The sequence below is a fragment of the Cellulomonas jepli genome, from assembly GCF_047229345.1.
Lineage (GTDB): Bacteria > Actinomycetota > Actinomycetes > Actinomycetales > Cellulomonadaceae > Cellulomonas_A.
Genome location: NZ_JBFTER010000057.1, coordinates 13,615 through 28,767 on the forward strand (window position 1 = coordinate 13,615; position 15,153 = coordinate 28,767).

The window sequence follows — 15,153 nt, forward strand, 5'->3', positions numbered from 1 at the left end:
CGCGCACGAGCGAAACATCGGCTTCCTAGCGTCAGGGCACACGGCCACGGTTCTCCACCGACTCCCGGCCGTCCCCCTCAGGAGGCAGTGATGGCGACACCCACCACCATGACCCCCGCCGGCAGCGTCGCCGGACCCACGGACACCGCGACCGCCCTCGACCCGACCCTCGCGCCCCCGGCGCACGCGCGTCGCGGCCGCTGGATCGACCAGTGGGACCCGGAGGACCCGACGTTCTGGGCGAACGGGGGCCGGCGGGTCGCGCAGCGCAACCTCTACGGCTCGATCTTCGCGGAGTTCCTCGGCTTCGCGGTGTGGGCCGTGTGGAGCATCGTCGTCCCGCAGCTCCCCGCGGCGGGATTCGCGTTCACGGTGGACCAGATGTTCTGGCTCATCGCGGTCCCGAGCCTCGTGGGCGCGACACTGCGCATCCCGTACACGTTCGCGGTCCCGCTGTTCGGCGGCCGGAACTGGACCATCGTCTCGGCGCTCCTGCTCCTCGCGCCGACCGCGGCCATCGCGTGGGCCGTCCAGCGGCCCGAGACGCCGTTCGGCGTCATGCTCGCGATCGCGGCGCTCGCCGGGGTCGGCGGCGGCAACTTCGCCTCGTCGATGGCGAACATCTCGTTCTTCTACCCCGCGAAGGAGAAGGGCAAGGCGCTCGGCCTCAACGCGGCGGGCGGCAACATGGGCACGGCGGCCGTGCAGTTCGCGGTGCCGATCGTCATCGCCATCGGCGCCGGGATCTCGCTCGAGCGCGCCGGGCTCATGTTCATCCCGTTCATCCTGCTCGCCGCGTTCGTCGCGTGGCGCTTCATGGACAACCTGACGATGGCCAAGGCCGACTACAAGTCGTTCGCCGACGCGACCCGCAACCGGCACACGTGGATCATCTCGTTCCTGTACATCGGCACGTTCGGCTCGTTCATCGGCTACGCGGGTGCGTTCCCGACGCTGCTCAAGGGCCAGTTCCCCGAGGTCACCGTGTCGATCGCGTTCCTCGGCGCCCTCGTCGGCTCGCTGGCCCGGCCGCTGGGCGGGATCCTCGCCGACCGGCTCGGTGGTGCCCGGGTGACGATCGGCTCCTACGTCGGCATGGGGCTCGGGGCGTTCGGAGCGATCATGGCCCTGCGTGAGCACGTCTTCGCGCTCTTCCTCGCCTCCTTCCTCCTGCTGTTCGTCTCGACCGGGCTCGGCAACGGCTCGACCTACCGGATGATCCCCGCGGTGTTCGCGGCCGGGGCCGGCACGGGCGTGAGCCTCGACCGGGCCCTCAAGGCCGCGGCCGGGTGCATCGGCATCGCCGGCGCGATCGGAGCGTTCGGCGGGTTCCTGATCCCGCGGACGTTCGCGATGTCGACCGCGCAGACCGGCAGCCTCGAGGCCGCGCTGTGGGTGTTCATCGGGGTCTACGCGGTCATGTCGGCCGTGACGTGGGCCGTGTACCAGCGCCGCGGCGCGGCGATGGCCGAGGCCCGCATCTGATGGTGGCCCTGCCCGCGGTGGCGGCCCCCCGTGCGTCCGACGACGCGCGGGGGACCGCCACGCACTGCCCCTACTGCGCGCTGCAGTGCGCGATGCGCCTCACGCCCAAGGACGCCTACGCCGCCGCGGGCCCACCCGCGCCCGGGACCGACCCGGCCGCGCCGGTCACCGTCGAGGGCCGCGACTTCCCGACGAACCGCGGCGGGCTGTGCCAGAAGGGCTGGACGAGCGCGAGCGTCCTGCGCACCGGCGACCGGCTCACGACCCCGTGGGTCCGGGTCCGCGGTGAGCTGCGCCCCGCGACGTGGGACGACGCGCTCGACCTCGTCGCCGCGAGGCTGCGAGCCCTCGCCGCGGAGCACGGGCCGCAGTCCGTCGCGGTGTTCGGCGGCGGTGGGCTGACCAACGAGAAGGCGTACGCGCTCGGCAAGTTCGCGCGGACCGTGCTGCGCACCCCCAACATCGACTACAACGGCCGGTTCTGCATGGCGAGCGCCGCCGCGGGTGCCAACCGGACCCTCGGCGTCGACCGTGGCCTGCCGTTCCCGCTCGAGGACGTCGGCGGCGCGCAGGCCGTGCTGCTGCTCGGCTCGAACCTCGCCGAGACCATGCCGCCGTCGCTCCAGCACCTCGCGGGCGTGCGGGCCGCGGGCGGGCTCGTCGTGGTCGACCCGCGCCGGTCCGCGACCGCCGACCTCACCGCCGACGGGCAGGGCCTGCACGTCCAGCCGGTGCCCGGGACCGACCTCGTCGTGCTGCTCGCGCTCGCGCACGTCGTGCTCGCCGAGGGGCTCGCCGACGCGGCGTACCTCGAGCGCCGCACGACCGGGCTCGACGACCTGCGCCGGTCCGTCGCCGCGTGGTGGCCCGAGCGCGCCGAGCAGGTCAGCGGCGTCCCCGCCACGACGCTGCGGGCCGTCGCCCGGCTGCTCGCTGCCGCGTCGCCGTCCCGCGGGGGTGCGGGCGCGTACGTGCTGACCGGGCGCGGCGTCGAGCAGAGCAGCCAGGGGACCGCGACCGTGACCGCCGCGATCGACCTCGCCCTGCTGCTCGGGCTGCCGGGCCGCACCGGCAGCGGCTACGGCGCGATCACCGGGCAGGGCAACGGCCAGGGCGGGCGCGAGCACGGCCAGAAGGCCGACCAGCTGCCCGGCTACCGGTCCATCGAGGACGACGCCGCACGCGCGCACGTCGCGGCGGTCTGGGGCGTCGACCCTGCCGACCTGCCGCGCTCCGGGCTGCCCGCGGTCGAGCTCCTGCGCCGCCTCGGGACGCCCGACGGGCCCCGCGCGCTGCTCGTGCACGGCTCGAACGTCGTCGTGAGCGCGCCCGACGCCGACCGCCTGCGTGAGCGGATCGCCGCGCTCGAGCTTCTCGTCGTGTGCGACGTCGTGCCGTCCGAGACGGCGCTGCTCGCCGACGTGGTGCTCCCCGTGACCCAGTGGGCCGAGGAGGAGGGCACCATGACGTCGCTCGAGGGCCGCGTCATCCGGCGGCGCAAGGCCCTCGAGCCGCCGCCCGGCGTGCGCAGTGAGCTCGACGTGCTCGCCGACCTCGCCGCCCGGCTCGGGTCCACGGTGCACTTCGGCACCGACCCCGCCGAGGTCTTCGACGAGCTCGCCCGCGCGAGCGCCGGCGGCCGGGCCGACTACTCGGGGCTCAGCCACGCCCGCCTCGATGCCGAGCCGGACCTGTTCTGGCCGTGCCCGGCGACGCCCGACGGCGAGCCGCCGCACCCCGGCACGAAGCGGTTGTTCACGCGCGACTTCCCCCAGCCCGACGGGCGCGCACGACTGGTCCCCGTCGACCACGTGGGCCCCGCCGACGACCTGCGGCCCGGTGCGCCGCTGTACCTGATCACCGGGCGCGTGCTCGCGCACTACCAGTCGGGGGCGCAGACCCGGCGCGTGCCCGCGCTCGTGCGCACGTCGCCCGGTCCCTACGTCGAGGTGCACCCGCTGCTCGCGGAGCGGCTCGGCGTCGAGGACGGCGCCCCGGTGCACCTCGCGACGGCGCGCGGCGGGCTCGTCGCGCGGACCCGGGTCAGCGACGCGGTGCGCGCCGACACGGTGTTCATGCCGTTCCACTGGAGCGGCCAGGGCAGCGTCAACCGGCTGACCAACGACGCCACGGACCCGGTCTCGGGGATGCCGGAGTTCAAGGTGTGCGCGGTCCAGGTGACCCGGTGGGACGGGCCGTGGGACGGGTTCGAGCCGGTCGACGCGGGGGCCGAGCCCGTCGCGGCAGGTGTCAGGGACGACGGCGGCGCGCACGCGCCGGGGACGGCGGGGGCATGAGCAGCAGCAACGGCACGACGCGGGTGGTCGTCGTCGGGCACGGCATGGTCGGGTCGCGGTTCGCGGACGACCTGCACGCGCGCGACGCCGAGCGGCGCTTCCACGTCACGGTGCTCGGCGCGGAGGAGTACGAGCCCTACAACCGGGTCCTGCTCTCCGAGGTCGTCGCGGGCAAGCTCGACGTGGCGTCACTGAGCCTGCCGCGCAGCGTGCGCGAGCGGACCTCGGTGCTGCCGGGCACGAGCGCCGTCGCGCTCGACCGCGCCCGGCAGCTCGTCGTGGACGCCGCCGGGTGCACGTACCCGTACGACGTCGTGGTGCTCGCGACCGGCGCGCGGGCCCGCATCCCGGCGCTCGACGGCCTCGGGACGGCAGACGACGACGCCGCGCTCCCGGCGGGCGTGCACGCGCTGCGCACGCTCGACGACGCGCGCGAGATCGTCGCGGCAACCGTGAACGCGCGCACGGCGGTCGTCGTCGGTGCGGGTGTGCTCGGGCTGGAGGTGGCGTGCGGGCTCGCGCACCGGGGGCTCGACGTGACCGTGGTGCACGGCGGAGCGAGCCTCATGGACCGCCAGCTCGACGGCGACGCCGGGGCGGTCGTGACCGGCGAGCTCGGGCGCCTCGGCATCGGGGTGCGCCTCGCGGCCCGCACGCAGGAGGTGCTCGTGCGCGACGGCCGGCTCGAGGGCGTGCGGCTCGAGGGCGGCGAGCGGCTCGACGCCGACCTCCTCGTGCTCACCGCCGGCACCGTCCCGGAGGTCGGGCTCGCGCAGCGCGCCGGGCTCGACGTCGCGCGCGGCGTCGTCGTCGGACCCGACCTCGCGGCGCCCGCCGACCCCCGCGTGTTCGCGATCGGCGACTGCGCCGAGCCGCCCGAGGGCGGGTCCGGGCTGATCGCGCAGGGCTGGGACCAGGCGCGGCGGCTCGCGCTGCTGCTCACGGGTCAGCGCGACGACCCCGCGGACGCCGACCCGGACGTTGTCGCCGTCCCGACGGGTGCCCCGCTGCCGCAGGGCGGGACGGACGTGGTGCGGGTCAAGGCCGTGGGCCTCGACGTCGTGTCGATGGGCGTGAGCGGCACGCGCCGCGGGAGCGACGCCGGGCACCGCTCGGTCCGGCTGACGGACCCCGTGGGCGGGCGGCACGTCGAGGTCGTCGTCGCGGACGGCCGGGTCGTCGGCGCCACGTGCGTCGGCGCCGGTCAGGTCGCCGCGGACCTCGTCGCGGCCTACACCCGGGCCACGCCCGCGCCGTCGGACCCCGCGCAGCTGCTCCTGCGGCCCGTCGGCGGGGCCCCCGAGCCCGCCGCGTCGCCGACCCTCATGCCCGACCGCACCACGGTGTGCCGGTGCAACGGCGTGACGAAGGGCGAGATCGTGGCGTGCTGGCGCCACGGCGCCGACACCGTCGAGGACGTCGCGCGGGAGACCCGGGCGACGACGGGCTGCGGCGGGTGCAAGGACGTGGTGTGCGGTCTGCTGGACTGGCTCGGGACTTCCGACCCGGACCGGGCACGGGCACGCGAGCCGCGCCGGGCGGTCGGCGACGTCGTCGCCGAGGTCGAGGAGCCGGCGCGGGCCCGGGGGTGACCCGCCGCGGCCGGCCCGTCAGTCCGCGAGGGCTCGTTGCCGCCGCGGTGCCGACGTCTTGCGCGCCGCGGTGATGAACGGCTCGAGGGCGCGCAGCAGGTCGTCACGGTGCGCGTCCGTCAGGTCGATCTCGTACCGGGTGTCGCCCCACGCGAAGCGGTAGGTCCGTGCTCCCTCCGAGCCGTCGAGGTCGTCGGTCACGAGGACGCGCGTCTGGGTGGCCATCAGGCGATCATCCCGCACGCCAGGCACGGAGGCGCGACCGGCGTGCGGCCGGCGGGCAGCACGCTCCGGACCTCACCTCGCGGGTCCTGAACGTGCGTCCAGAAATCCTCACGCGATTCCCCGTCCCGTCGATAGATGAACCGTCAACGAAAGTGACGGCACCGGGCGGGCGCTCGCGCCGTCAAGAGGTTCGGGGGAGCCATGCTCGAAGCGCCGGAAGACCTGCACGCACCGAGCCGCGCGGGCGTCCGGCCCGTGTCGGGGCGTCACCGTGGGCGCTCGGGCGAGGGGGCTCCCGGAGCCGCAGCACCCGCGGCCGCCGCGCCCGCCGAGCACCAGGGCTCCTCGGGCCGGAGCGCGGTCCCGCTGCTGCCCGTGCCGCAGCCCGGCCCCGGCGGCCACGGCCTCGACCTCGGGGCGGCGGCCGGTCCGTGGCTCGTGACGCACGTCCGCCGCCGCGTCGCCAACGTCGCCCTCGGCCACGGGGCGTCGCCCGACGAGAGCCTCGTCGTCGAGCTCCTCGCGAGCGAGCTCGTCACCAACGCCGTGGTGCACGGCCCCGAGCACGGGCACGTCGGGGTGCGCACCGCGTACCGGGACGGCGCGTTCAGCGTGGCGGTCAGCGACGAGGGGGCCGGGCTGCCGGTCCTGCGCGACCCGCACCCGACCGAGCTGTCGGGGCGCGGCCTGCACGTCGTGGCCAACCTCGCGTCCGTGTGGGGCATCGAGCCCACGACCGCGGGGAAGACGGTGTGGTTCACCGTGGAGCTCACGCGCGGCGTGGACCGCGGCTCGCGGCAGGGCTGAGGGCGGGCCGCGGCGCGCCTGTGCCCGCGGCGCGGGGCGGCCGGGTGCGGACCGCGCACGGCTCGGGCGGTCGACGCCGTGAGGTCCCGGTCCCGCCCGCCGGGTGAACGTTCACCCGCGCGTCACCGGCGGGTCGCCGCACGGTCGGACGGGGTGCCTAGCGTCCGGGACGCCCCTCGCCGTCCCCTTTCTGCCCCGGAGGCATCCTCGTGACCCTCGCGCCCGAGTTCCGCTCGCTGCTGCCCATGGCCGGGCACGTCCGCGGCAAGCGCAGCGCCGTGACCTGCCACCTCAAGTGCGGGGACGCGTGCGCGCAGCCCGTCCCGAACACGAGCGACAACGCGTACTTCCGGGACGTCGCGAGCGCCGCGCTGAGCCGCCGGTCCGTCCTCGGTGGCCTCGGCGCCGGGGCCCTCGCGCTCGTCGTCGGCCCGACGCTCGGCGCGCAGCCCGCTGCGGCGCACGGCAAGGGCCACGGCCCCGCGAAGGGCCTCGCGTTCGGCCCGATCGCGCCGGTCCCCGCGGCGGTCGACGCGTTCACGGTGCCCGACGGCTACCGCTGGGCGCCCGTCATCCGCTGGGGCGACCCGATCCTGCGCCACGCTCCCGCGTTCGACCGCGACGCGCAGACCGCCGAGGCGCAGGCGGGCCAGTTCGGCTACAACAACGACTACCTCGACATCGTCCCGATGCTGCCGACCGGCCGGGACCGCAGCCGCGGCGACAAGGGTGCGCTGCTCGTCGCGAACCACGAGTACACCAACGAGAACCTCATGTTCCCGCCGTCGACGGACCCCGCCGTCCTCGCCGAGCGCAAGCGCATCGCCATGAACGCGCACGGCATGAGCATCGTCGAGCTGCGCCGCTCGGGCCCGGGCAAGCCGTGGGAGTACCTGCGGATCGGCGGCTACAACCGCCGCATCACCGCCTCGACGCCGTTCGCGTTCACCGGGCCCGCGGCGGGCTCGGAGCTGCTCCGCACGGTCGACGACCCCGAGGGGCGCACGGCGCTCGGCACGCTCAACAACTGCGCGGGCGGCACGACGCCGTGGGGCACGGTCCTGTCGGGCGAGGAGAACGTCAACCAGTACTTCCGCACGCGCGGCACGTCCCTGCGCGAGCAGCGCTACGGGCTCGCGGACAAGGCGACGACGCGCGGCTGGGAGGAGATCGAGCCCCGGTTCGACGCCCGCAACGCCGGCTACGAGAACGAGCCCAACCGGTTCGGCTGGATCGTCGAGGTCGACCCGCACGACCCCGAGTCGGTCCCGGTCAAGCACACCGCGCTCGGCCGGTTCAAGCACGAGGGCGCCAACGTGATCCTCGCGCCGTCGGGCCAGGTCGTCGCGTACATGGGCGACGACGAGCGCTTCGACTACCTGTACAAGTTCGTCTCGCGCGACACGATGCGCACGGGCTCGAAGCGGTCCGACCGCGAGCACAACAAGACCCTGCTCTCGGCGGGCTCGCTGTACGTCGCGCGCTTCCAGGGCGACTCGCCGGCCGCCGAGATCACGGGCACGGGCGCGCTGCCGTCGGACGGCGAGTTCGACGGCACCGGCGAGTGGATCCCGCTCGTCGTCGACGGCGTGAGCCACGTCCCCGGGTTCACGACCGAGGAGGTGCTCGTCTTCACGCGCCTCGCGGCCGACACCGTGGGCGCGACGAAGATGGACCGCCCCGAGGACGTCGAGCCGAACCCGCACACGGGCCGCGTCTACGTCGCGTGCACCAACAACACCGACCGCGGCAAGGCCGGCAAGGAGGGTGCGACCGAGCCCAACCCGCGCGTCGCGAACCGGGACGGCCACGTCGTCGAGATCACCGAGGACGGCGACGACCCGACCGCCTCGACCTTCCGCTGGACGCTCCTGCTCGTGTGCGGTGACCCGGCGGTGGGGACCGCGACCTACTTCGCGGGATTCCCGGCGGAGCAGGTCTCGCCCATCTCCTGCCCCGACAACCTCGCGTTCGACGCGGCGGGGAACCTCTGGATCTCCACGGACGGCCAGCCGGGCACGATCGGCTACGGCGACGCGCTGTTCAAGGTCCCGCTCGAGGGGACCGAGCGCGGCCACGTCCAGCAGTTCCTCTCGGTGCCCGCCGGCGCCGAGACCTGCGGGCCCGTGATCCGCTCGGACGAGTCCATGGTGTTCGTCGCGGTGCAGCACCCGGGCGAGGACGGGTCGTTCGAGGCGCCGCAGTCCAACTTCCCGGACTACGTGGCGGCCGACCGCCGGCCGAAGCGGGGCCAGGCGCGGGGCCCGCGCCCGAGCGTCGTGCAGGTCTGGAAGGGCTGACCGCGCGGCCGACGGGGCTCGCGCGACGCGCCTCCGGAGTGCCTCCGCACCCGCCGTGACCAGCGCGTGACCGCGTCGGGACGCCACCGGGACGCCCGCACCGACCTCGGTGCGGGCGTTCCGTGCACCACGGTCGCCCCGGCCGCTAGCGTGGTTCCCCCGACGCCAGGAGGTCCCATGATTCGCACGGTCGACCAGCACCGGGACGCCGTCCTCGGGCTCGTGGTCCCCACGGCCGCCCACACCGTCGCGCTCGAGGACGGTGCCGGGCTCGTGCTCGCGGAGGACGTGACGGCGCACGAGGCGCTGCCGCGCTTCGACAACTCGGCGATGGACGGGTACGCCGTCCGGGCGGCCGACGTGGCGGGGGCGACGCCCGAGGCCCCCGTGCACCTGCGGGTCGTCGGGGACCTCGCGGCGGGCAGCGACGCCGAGCCGGTCGTCGGGGCCGGCGACGCGGCGCGGATCATGACCGGCGCACCGCTGCCGCCCGGCGCCGACGCGATCGTGCCGGTCGAGGTCACCGACGCCGGGATCGTCGAGGTCGAGGTGCGTGAGCCGTCGCCCGCGGGCCGCCACGTGCGCCGCGTCGGGGAGGACGTCAGCGCCGGGGACGTCGTGCTCCGCGCGGGCTCCGAGCTCACGCCGTACCGGCTCGCCGCCGTCGCGTCGGTCGGGCGGGCCGAGGTCGTCGTGCACCGTCGTCCCGTGGTCGTGGTGCTCGCGACCGGCTCGGAGCTCGTGACCCCGGGCGTCGCGCCCCGCCGCGGCCAGATCCCCGACTCCAACTCCTACCTGCTGGCCGCCGCCGCGGCCGCTGCGGGTGCGCGGGTGCAGCGCCTCGGCGTGGTGCCCGACGACCCGGACCTGCTCGCCGAGGCGCTCGGGGCGCAGTACCCCGCCGCGGACCTCGTCGTGACGTCCGGCGGCGTGAGCGTCGGCGCGTACGACGTCGTCAAGGAGGTCCTCGCGCCGCTGCCCGGGATGTCGTTCGTCAGCGTCGCGATGCAGCCCGGCAAGCCGCAGGGCTTCGGCCTGCTGCCCGACGGGACCCCCGTCGTGTCGCTGCCCGGCAACCCCGTGAGCGCGTTCGTCTCGTTCGAGGCGTTCGTGCGCCCGGCCATCCTGCGGCTGCGCGGCCTGTCCGGCGCCGCGCTCGAGCGCCCCCGGCTGCGCGCACGCGTCGCGCAGGGCTGGAGCTCGCCCGCCGGCCGCGAGCAGCACATCCCGGTGACGATCGCCGAGGACGACGGCGAGGTCCTCGTGCGCCCCGCAGCGGCCCGGGGCTCCGGGTCGCACCTCGTCGCGAGCCTCGCCGCCGCCGACGGCCTCGCCGTGGTGCCCGCCGACGTCGAGCAGGTCGACGAGGGTGACCACGTGACCGTCGTGCGGATCGCCTCGTGAGCGGCCCGTTCACGCACCTCGACGCCGCGGGCCACGCCCGCATGGTCGACGTGACCGCGAAGCAGCCGACCGTGCGCTCCGCGACCGCCGAGGGCTACGTCCGTGCGCCGCGGCACGTCATGGACGTCCTGCACGCCGGTGACGTGCCCAAGGGCGACGTCCTCGCGGTCGCGCGCGTCGCGGGCATCTCCGCGGCGAAGCGCACGGCCGAGCTGCTGCCGCTCGCGCACGTGATCGGCGTGCACGGCGTCGTCGTCGACGTCGAGCCGGACGCCGACGGGGTGCGGGTCACCGCGACCGTGCGCACCGCCGACCGCACCGGCGTCGAGATGGAGGCGCTCACCGCGGTGTCGGTCGCGGCGCTCGCGGTCGTCGACATGCTCAAGGGCCTCGACAAGTCCGTCGAGATCGAGCACGTGCGGCTGGTGGCGAAGTCGGGCGGGAAGTCCGGTGACTGGACCCGTTCCTGAGCGGTCGCCCGGTGCCGACCGGGCACCCCGCGAGGACGGGGCGCCCTGCGCCGAGGGCCCGGTGCCGCTGACCTACGACGCGCTCGTGCTCGCGGGCGGGCGGGCCCGGCGGCTCGGTGGCGTCTCGAAGCCCGACGTGGTCGTGTCCGGGCGGCGGCTCCTCGCGCACGTGCTCGACGCGGCCACGGCCGGGGACGGCGCACGACGCACGGTCGTGGTGGCGCCCGACTCGGTGGCCGTGCCCGCCGGGGTCCTGCGGACGCTCGAGGACCCGCCCGACGGCGGACCCGTGGCGGGGATCGCGGCGGGGCTCGCGGCGCTCGGGCGGGCGGGGGACGAGCCCGCGCCGTGGGTGCTCGTCCTCGCGTGCGACGTCCCGCGTGCGGCCGTGGCCGTCCCGCACCTCGTCGCGGCGTGCGCCGGGGGCACCGTCTCCGGTGCGGTGCTCGTCGACGCGGGCGGGCGCGACCAGCCGCTCGTCGGGCTCTACCGGCGTGCGGACCTCGACCGGGCCCTGGCCGCGCTGGCGGCGGGGCGGGACGACCGCACGGTGCGCGGCGCGTCGGTCCGCGCCCTGCTGACGCCGTTGACGCTCGCCCGCGTGCCCGACGACGCGTCCGCCGCGGCCGACGTCGACACGTGGGAGGACGTGCGTGCGCTCGACGGCCTCGCCCTGCCCGGCGCGGGCGTCGTCGCACGTCCGGGCACCCGCGCGGCGCCGCAGCGGTGGGACGATGGCGACGGCCCGACCGCCGCGGCCGCCGCCCCGGTGGCCGGCGACCCGCAGCACCCACGAGCCGCACGACACGCACGACCCGTGACCCGCAGCACCCGACCTCCGGAGGTACCCGTGACCGCGTCCGACGACACCGGCGAGACCGCCCCCGCGACCCCGCTCGACGCGTGGGTCCGCGCGCTGTCCGCGGAGCTCGGCGTCGACCCCGAGGTCGTCGACGTCGCGGGTCTCCTCGACGTCGCCCGGGACGCGGCGCACGGCGTCGCCCGTCCGGCCACCCCGCTCACGACGTTCCTGCTCGGCTACGCCGTGGCGAGCGGCACCGTCGGCCTCGACGAGGCGATGCGTCGCACCAGCGCCCTCGCCGCCGGCTGGCAGGAGCGCGCCGGCGCGCCCGGCGGCACGGAGGCCTGACGTGCCGCTCGTGCGCTACTTCGCCGGCGCCGCCGAGGCGGCCGGGACCGAGTCCGAGGAGCTCGCCGGGACCACCGTCGGGGAGCTGCGCACGCGCATGCTCGCCGCGCACGGCGACGAGCTCGCGCAGGTGCTCGGCCGGTGCTCGGTGCTCGTCGACGGCGTCCGCTCGGACGACGACGCGGTGGTCCGGGGGAGTGACGTCGTGGACGTCCTGCCGCCGTTCGCGGGCGGCTGAGCGCTCCTCGCGTCAGCCGCCGATCGCGCTCATCGGGCGGTCCGGCTGCAGGAACGTCGGGTCGTCGATCCCGTGCCCCGGCTGCTTGCCCGCGAGGCACGTGCGGATCGCTGCCTCGAGGTCCTCGTCCGTGCCACCCTCGCGCAGGATCGTCCGGAGGTCGGTCTCGGTCCGCGCGAACAGGCACGAGCGGAGCTGGCCGTCCGCGGTGAGGCGGACCCGGTCGCACGCCCCGCAGAACGGCGCGGAGACCGAGCGGATGACGCCCACCGTGGAGGGGCCGCCGTCGACGAGCCACCGCTCCGCGGGCGCCGAACCACGTCCGGGGATCTCCGTCAGCGTGAACGCCTCGGCGAGGCGCTCGAGGATCTCCGTGCCGGTGACCATCGTGCGGCGCGCCCACGTGTGACCGGCGTCGAGCGGCATCTGCTCGATGAACCGCATCTCGTAGCCGCGGTCGACGGCGTAGCGCACGAGGTCGACGAGCTCGTCGTCGTTGACCCCGCGCATCGCGACCGCGTTGAGCTTGATCGGCCGGAAGCCGGCGGCGTCCGCGGCGGCGATCCCGGCGAGCGTGTCCGTGAGCCGGTCGCGGCGCGTGAGGTCGCGGAACCGCTCGCGCTGGAGCGTGTCGATCGAGATGTTGACGCGCGCGAGCCCCGCGTCGGCGAGCGGGGCGGCGAGCGCGGGCAGGCGCAGCGCGTTCGTGGTCAGTGAGATCTCGGGAGAGCCCTCGGGGCCGTCGAGCGCCGCCATGGCCGCGACGACGTCGACCACGTCGGGCCGCAGCAGGGGCTCGCCGCCCGTGAGCCGGATCTCGGTGACGCCGTGGGCGACCGCGACGGACGCGATCCGCACGAGCTCGGGGGTCGTCAGCAGCGTCGAGCCCGGCAGCCACGGCACGCCCTCGGCGGGCATGCAGTAGGTGCAGCGCAGCGAGCAGCGGTCGGTCAGGGAGATCCGCAGGTCGCGGTGCACCCGGCCGAAGCGGTCGACCAGCATCAGTGGTCGACCCCGTCGAGCTGGTCGAGCAGGTGGGGGAGCAGCGGGAGCAGCACGCGCAGGCCCTGGCGGACGCCGTCCGGCGAGCCGGGGAGGTTGACGACCACGGAGCCCGTCGCGCTCACACCGGCGAGCCCGCGGGAGAGGACCGCGGTCGGGACGGTCTGCGCGGCGTCGCGCCGGATCGCCTCCGCGAGGCCCGGCAGCTCGCGCACGATCGCGCTGCGCGTGCCCTCGGGGGTCTGGTCGCGCGGCCCGACCCCGGTGCCCCCGCTCGTGATCACGAGCCGCGCACCGGAGGACAGCGCCTGGTGGATCGCGGCCTGCACGCTGCGGCGCCCGTCGGGCACGACGACCGGCTGCTCTGCGGCGATGCCGGCGTCGCGCAGGAGCTCGACGGCGAGCGGGCCGGACCGGTCCGGGCGCTCCCCGCGCGCCGAGCGGTCCGACGCCACGACCACCGCGGCGGGCAGCCCGACGAGCGTCGCGCCCGGGTCGTGCAGGGTTCCCGGGTCGTGGGTGGGGTGGACGCCGGAGGGCAGGTGCATACGCCCACCGTACCGACGGCACGGGCGGATCCGGCATCTCGGACGGTCCCCGGACGGCTCCCGAGGGGGCGTGGCGGCCTCCGGCAGGGCCTCGTCGCCGGTCAGCGCGCCGGCGGGTCTCCCGCGGCGGCCCGAAGGTCCCGGAACTGGGCACCGACCGCGGAGCACACTCGGGGCATGGTCGACCGACGGGCCAGCGCCTACCGAGTGCTCGCGTCGGACAAGCGCGTCACGATGCTCCACCTGCTGCAGCGCACGGGCGGCCCGATGACGGTGGACGCCCTCGCCGGCGAGGTGGGGCTCCACGTGAACACCACGCGCGAGCACCTCGACCAGCTCGTCGCCTCGGGCTTCGTCGCCCGCGAGCCCGAGCGCCGGAGCACCCGCGGGCGTCCCCGGATCCTGTACCGCTCGCTCGAGCGTGCCGCGGCCGTCACGACCGACGCGTGGGCGCGCGAGCAGCTCGTCCACGTGCTCGTCGCGGGCTACGGCCGGCGGCTGGGGTCGGCGGAGTCCGCAGCCGAGACGGCCGGACGTGCGTGGGGTGCGACGCTCGCGCCGTCGCCGTCGCCGTCGCCGTCGCCGTCGCCGTCGCCGTCGCCGTCGCCGTCGTCCGCCGGGGCGCCCGGCGTCCGCACGCTCGGCTCGGACGTGCCGCGGTGCGCCGACCTCGGGCCCCACGGGCGCCCGGAGCCCGACGCAGCCGGTACCGCCGCCGTCGCGCCCCTCGAGCAGGCGCAGCTCGCCGCGCTCGAGCAGCACCTCGAGGACCTGGGCTTCGCGCCCGACCCGTGCAGCGACGGCCTCGAGGTCCGGCTCAACCGCTGCCCCTTCGTCGACCTCGCGCGCGAGCGGCCGGAGGTGGTCTGCAGCGTGCACCTCGGGCTCTCGCGCGGGGTGCTCGGCCAGCGGGACGGGCCGCTCGTGGCGGACCGGCTCGAGCGGGTCACCGGGGCCCAGCGCTGCGTGCTGCACCTCTCGCGGCGCGGGGTGGGGGAGCGGGCTCAGCCCGGCGACGCGCCGGGCTCGGTGGCGGGGCCGGGCTCGGTGGCGGGGCCGGGCGGCGTGCCCCCGCGGTCCGTCGGGGGAACCGCCGTGGTGGAGGTCCGCGCCCGCGCCTGACGCGGCCCGCCGTCCGTCAGGTCAGCCCGACCCACGTGTGCGAGCCGTCCGCCTCGAGCTGCTTCTTCCAGATCGGCACCTCGGCCTTGACGCGCTCGACGAGCGTGCGGCACACGTCGAACGCGTGCGCCCGGTGCGCGGTCGCGACGCACGCGACGATCGCGACGTCACCGACGCCGAGCGTCCCGGTGCGGTGGCTCACCGTCAGCCCGAGCACGTCGGGGTCGTCGGCGAGCTCGGCGGCGATCGCCGTCAGGACGCGCTCCGCGTCGGGGTGCGCCGAGTACTCGAGCGCGGTGACCTCGCCCGTCGCGCCCGGGTCGTGGTCGCGCACGAGCCCGACGAACGACGCGACCGCCCCCGCGCGCGGGCCGGAGACCTCGGCGACGTGCCGCGCGAGGTCGAGAGGGGCGGCGTCGAGGCGTGCGCGGACCGTCGTCACGGCGCCAGCGTACGGGGGCTCGCGGACCGCCCGCCTCGGCGCCCGCGCCCGCGCCGCACCCGCGCCCGGAC

Annotated in this window: 14 protein-coding genes; 10 read left to right on the forward strand and 4 right to left on the reverse strand. The window is 76.3% G+C overall.

The annotated features are described in order from the left end of the window. The first annotated feature begins 90 nt into the window (after positions 1-90). Genes AB6N24_RS13880 through AB6N24_RS13890 form a run of 3 tightly spaced genes read left to right on the forward strand, consistent with a single transcriptional unit; the run spans position 91 to position 5,374 of the window. Positions 91-1,485: an MFS transporter gene (locus AB6N24_RS13880; protein WP_412869980.1), complete on the forward strand. Its 1,395-nt coding sequence runs from the start codon at positions 91-93 to the stop codon at positions 1,483-1,485. Then, positions 1,485-3,782: a molybdopterin oxidoreductase family protein gene (locus AB6N24_RS13885; protein ID WP_412869981.1), complete on the forward strand. Its 2,298-nt coding sequence runs from the start codon at positions 1,485-1,487 to the stop codon at positions 3,780-3,782. Before AB6N24_RS13880 ends, AB6N24_RS13885 begins: the two co-directional genes overlap by 1 nt. Continuing rightward, the gene (locus AB6N24_RS13890) at positions 3,779-5,374 is read left to right on the forward strand and encodes an FAD-dependent oxidoreductase (RefSeq protein WP_412869982.1); all 1,596 of its coding nucleotides are present in this window, start codon (positions 3,779-3,781) and stop codon (positions 5,372-5,374) included. The genes AB6N24_RS13885 and AB6N24_RS13890 overlap by 4 nt, the downstream gene beginning before the upstream one ends. An 18-nt stretch (positions 5,375-5,392) precedes the next feature. On the opposite strand, the gene AB6N24_RS13895 is transcribed toward AB6N24_RS13890, so the two are convergent. Beyond that, the gene (locus AB6N24_RS13895) at positions 5,393-5,599 is read right to left on the reverse strand and encodes an Lsr2 dimerization domain-containing protein (protein ID WP_412869983.1); all 207 of its coding nucleotides are present in this window, start codon (positions 5,597-5,599) and stop codon (positions 5,393-5,395) included. Between the two features lie 201 nt (positions 5,600-5,800). Here AB6N24_RS13895 and AB6N24_RS13900 point away from each other — a divergent pair, with 201 nt between their 5' ends. From AB6N24_RS13900 to AB6N24_RS13925, 6 genes are all read left to right on the forward strand, one after another. After that, positions 5,801-6,406 (forward strand): ATP-binding protein, encoded by a 606-nt coding sequence (locus tag AB6N24_RS13900; protein ID WP_412869984.1) that lies wholly within the window; start codon positions 5,801-5,803, stop codon positions 6,404-6,406. Positions 6,407-6,651: 245 nt separating this feature from the next. Next, complete coding sequence (locus tag AB6N24_RS13905; protein ID WP_412869992.1) at positions 6,652-8,706, forward strand: PhoX family protein; 2,055 nt, start codon at positions 6,652-6,654, stop codon at positions 8,704-8,706. A 177-nt stretch (positions 8,707-8,883) separates the two neighbouring features. After that, positions 8,884-10,110 carry a molybdotransferase-like divisome protein Glp gene (glp, locus tag AB6N24_RS13910; RefSeq protein ID WP_412869985.1) on the forward strand — a complete coding sequence of 409 codons (1,227 nt, stop codon included), beginning with the start codon at positions 8,884-8,886 and terminating at the stop codon, positions 10,108-10,110. Further along, a complete protein-coding gene (gene moaC / locus AB6N24_RS13915) occupies positions 10,107-10,580 on the forward strand; it encodes a cyclic pyranopterin monophosphate synthase MoaC (protein ID WP_412869986.1) in 474 nt (157 codons plus the stop codon). Before glp ends, moaC begins: the two co-directional genes overlap by 4 nt. Before the next feature lie 61 nt (positions 10,581-10,641). Further along, entirely contained in the window at positions 10,642-11,730 is a 1,089-nt protein-coding gene (locus AB6N24_RS13920) for an NTP transferase domain-containing protein (protein ID WP_412869987.1), read from the forward strand. 1 nt (position 11,731) lies between these two features. Continuing rightward, positions 11,732-11,968, forward strand: coding sequence for a MoaD/ThiS family protein (locus AB6N24_RS13925; protein WP_412869988.1), 237 nt, complete (start codon positions 11,732-11,734; stop codon positions 11,966-11,968). A 12-nt stretch (positions 11,969-11,980) separates the two neighbouring features. Here the strand turns inward: AB6N24_RS13925 and moaA are convergent, their stop codons facing one another. Together moaA and AB6N24_RS13935 are read right to left on the reverse strand one after the other, a co-directional pair. Next, complete coding sequence (moaA, locus tag AB6N24_RS13930; RefSeq protein WP_412869989.1) at positions 11,981-12,970, reverse strand: GTP 3',8-cyclase MoaA; 990 nt, start codon at positions 12,968-12,970, stop codon at positions 11,981-11,983. Beyond that, positions 12,970-13,518: a MogA/MoaB family molybdenum cofactor biosynthesis protein gene (locus AB6N24_RS13935; protein WP_258726341.1), complete on the reverse strand. Its 549-nt coding sequence runs from the start codon at positions 13,516-13,518 to the stop codon at positions 12,970-12,972. Before AB6N24_RS13935 ends, moaA begins: the two co-directional genes overlap by 1 nt. 177 nt (positions 13,519-13,695) lie before the next feature. Here AB6N24_RS13935 and AB6N24_RS13940 point away from each other — a divergent pair, with 177 nt between their 5' ends. Beyond that, on the forward strand, positions 13,696-14,640 hold the full coding sequence (locus AB6N24_RS13940) for a helix-turn-helix transcriptional regulator (protein WP_412869990.1): 945 nt from the start codon (positions 13,696-13,698) through the stop codon (positions 14,638-14,640). 16 nt (positions 14,641-14,656) lie between these two features. Here AB6N24_RS13940 and AB6N24_RS13945 read toward each other — a convergent pair whose 3' ends face one another. Next, entirely contained in the window at positions 14,657-15,082 is a 426-nt protein-coding gene (locus AB6N24_RS13945) for a molybdenum cofactor biosynthesis protein MoaE (protein ID WP_412869991.1), read from the reverse strand. Between the last annotated feature and the right edge of the window lie 71 nt (positions 15,083-15,153).